Source organism: Romboutsia sp. 13368 (assembly GCF_018336475.1).
Classification (GTDB): Bacteria; Bacillota; Clostridia; order Peptostreptococcales; family Peptostreptococcaceae; genus Romboutsia.
This window is the reverse complement of sequence record NZ_CP048741.1, coordinates 1,423,639-1,426,218: the sequence shown is the minus strand read 5'-3', so window position 1 is coordinate 1,426,218 and position 2,580 is coordinate 1,423,639. Positions and strand designations below refer to the sequence as shown.

The following is a 2,580-nucleotide window of genomic DNA, read 5'->3' as shown; positions in this document are numbered from 1 at the left end:
TGAAAATGTTCCTCTTTTAATACTAGATGAAGCTACAAGTTCAGTTGATACTCGTACAGAGATACTTATACAAGAAGCAATGGATAAATTAATGGTTGGAAGAACATCATTTGTAATAGCACATCGTTTATCAACTATTAAAAATGCAGATATGATTCTTGTTATGAAAGATGGAGATATAATTGAAAGTGGAAATCACGAAGAATTACTATATAAAAATGGATTCTATGCAGAATTATATAATAGCCAGTTTGATGGATTAAAATAGAATTAATTATATTGAACTTTTATAAGAAAATTTGAAAAGAGTTTTCTTTATGAATTTATATAAATATTACGAAGTAAACTAACATAGATAAACATAAAAAGTAGGAGCGTATGCATATAATGGTAAAATAAAATGTATGATAATTTAAATTTTTATAATTAATAGAACTATAAAAATATTGTATAAAATATGATTATGATACAATACCTAAGTTATAAATAATAAAGTATATGGAGAAATTTAATGATAAATATAAATATAGATAAAAATTTAAGTGACAAAGTAAACGTACATATAGCATGTATAGAAGCTAAAGTAAAAACAAAAGAATCAGATAAAGAACTATTAGAGTTAATAAATAAAAAATGTGAAGAAATAAAAGAAACTATAAAATTTGATGAAGTAATAAAACTAAAAAATATACTATCATCAAGAAATGCTTATAAAAAATTAGGCAAAGACCCGAGTAGGTATAGATTATCATCAGAATCATTAGTTAAAAGAGTAGTCAAAGGAAATGACTTATATTACGTTAATAACATAGTAGATATAAATAATTTAATATCACTACATACTTGTTATTCAGTAGGAACTTACGATTTAGATAAAGTAAAAGGAAGTATAACTTTTACAATAGGTGAAGAAAATGAAAGATATGAAGGTATAGGAAGAGGAAGTATAAACTTAGAAAACTTACCTGTGTTTGAAGATGAATATGGTAAGTTTGGAAGTAGTACATCAGATTCTGTTAGAGCTATGATAGAAAATAATACAACTCATATCTTAATGAATATAATAGCTTTTGAAGAAGATGAAAATTTAGAAAGATACATAGAATATGCAAAAGAATTATTAATAAACTTTGCAGATGCAACTATTATAGATAGCAAAATAATAAAAGCTAAATAGTTAATTATAGTTAAATGTCTATAAATTGACTATAAATACATACTATGATAGAATTTTAAAGATAAAATTAAAAAGACAGGTGGATATTATGTTACAAGAAACTAAAGATTTATTAAAAGGTTTTTATGGATTAGATGACGAAACATTTAAGTTATCTGAAGAAGTAATGAATGATATAAAACATAAATTTGATGAAATAAAAGAAATAAGAGAATATAATCAATATAAAGTATTAAAAGCTATGCAAGAGGCTAACTTAAGCGATAATCATTTTAACTGGACAACAGGATATGGTTATAATGATATAGGTCGTGAAAAAGTAGAAGAAATATATGCTAATGTATTTGGTGCTGAAGATGCATTAGTTAGACCTATAATAGTTAACGGAACACATGCATTAACACTTTGCTTACAAGGTATACTTAGACCAGGTGATGAAATATTATCTGTTACAGGTAAACCATATGATACATTAGAAGGTGTTATAGGAATAAGAGAAGAAAAAGGTTCTTTAAAAGAATTCGGTGTTACATATGACCAAGTTGATTTCTTAGAAAATGGAGATGTTGACTTAGAAGGTATTAAGAATAAAATAAATGATAAAACTAAAATGGTATTTATACAAAGATCTAAGGGATACTCTTGGAGAAAATCTCTTACAATAGCAGATATAAAAGAGATAGTAGATACAGCTAAAGCTGTTAAAGAAGATGTTATAGTTATGCTTGATAACTGTTATGGAGAATTTATAGAAACTAAAGAACCAACAGAAGTTGGTGTAGATATAATGGCAGGGTCACTTATCAAAAACCCAGGTGGCGGACTTGCATTAACTGGTGGATATGTAGCAGGTAGAGCTGATTTAGTAGAACTTATATCATATAGACTTACATCACCAGGTATAGGTAAAGAATGTGGTTTAACATTCGGTACAACTAGAAATGTATTACAAGGATTCTTCATGGCACCATATGTAGTTTCTCAAGCCTTAATGGGTGCAATATACTGTGCTAGAATGTTTGAAAAAATGGGATATGAAGTACTTCCAAAATACGATGATGTAAGAAGTGATATAATACAAATAGTAAGACTTAAAAATGCTGATGAAGTTATAGCATTCTGTCAAGGAACACAAGCTGCTGCTCCAGTTGATTCATATGTTAAGCCAGTTCCTTGGGCAATGCCAGGATATGACAGTGAAGTTATAATGGCAGCTGGTGCTTTTATACAAGGTTCTTCTATAGAACTTAGTGCAGATGCTCCTATAAAGCCACCATACAATGTATATTTCCAAGGTGGACTTACATTTGACCACTCTAAAATGGGTACATTAAAAGCTATAGAATATATGAAAAAATCAAAATAAAGAGAATAATGTTGTACAAGCATTAATATACTTATTA

At 27.4% G+C, this 2,580-nt stretch carries 3 protein-coding genes (1 of these 3 only partly in view); all 3 read left to right on the top strand.

Annotated elements, in window-relative coordinates; translation table 11 throughout:
* Positions 1–268, top strand: partial view of an ABC transporter ATP-binding protein gene (locus G3997_RS05730; protein ID WP_442971261.1) — the 3' portion only. 836 nt of this gene lie to the left of the window's left edge; the window shows 268 of its 1,104 coding nt (coding positions 837–1,104); the start codon falls outside the window, past its left edge; its stop codon occupies positions 266–268.
* Between the two features lie 243 nt (positions 269–511).
* Positions 512–1,177, top strand: a complete 666-nt coding sequence (locus tag G3997_RS05725; protein ID WP_296644241.1) for a B3/B4 domain-containing protein — start codon at positions 512–514, stop codon at positions 1,175–1,177.
* 88 nt (positions 1,178–1,265) lie between these two features.
* The gene (locus tag G3997_RS05720) at positions 1,266–2,543 is read left to right on the top strand and encodes a methionine gamma-lyase family protein (protein WP_296644237.1); all 1,278 of its coding nucleotides are present in this window, start codon (positions 1,266–1,268) and stop codon (positions 2,541–2,543) included.
* Positions 2,544–2,580 lie beyond the last annotated feature (37 nt).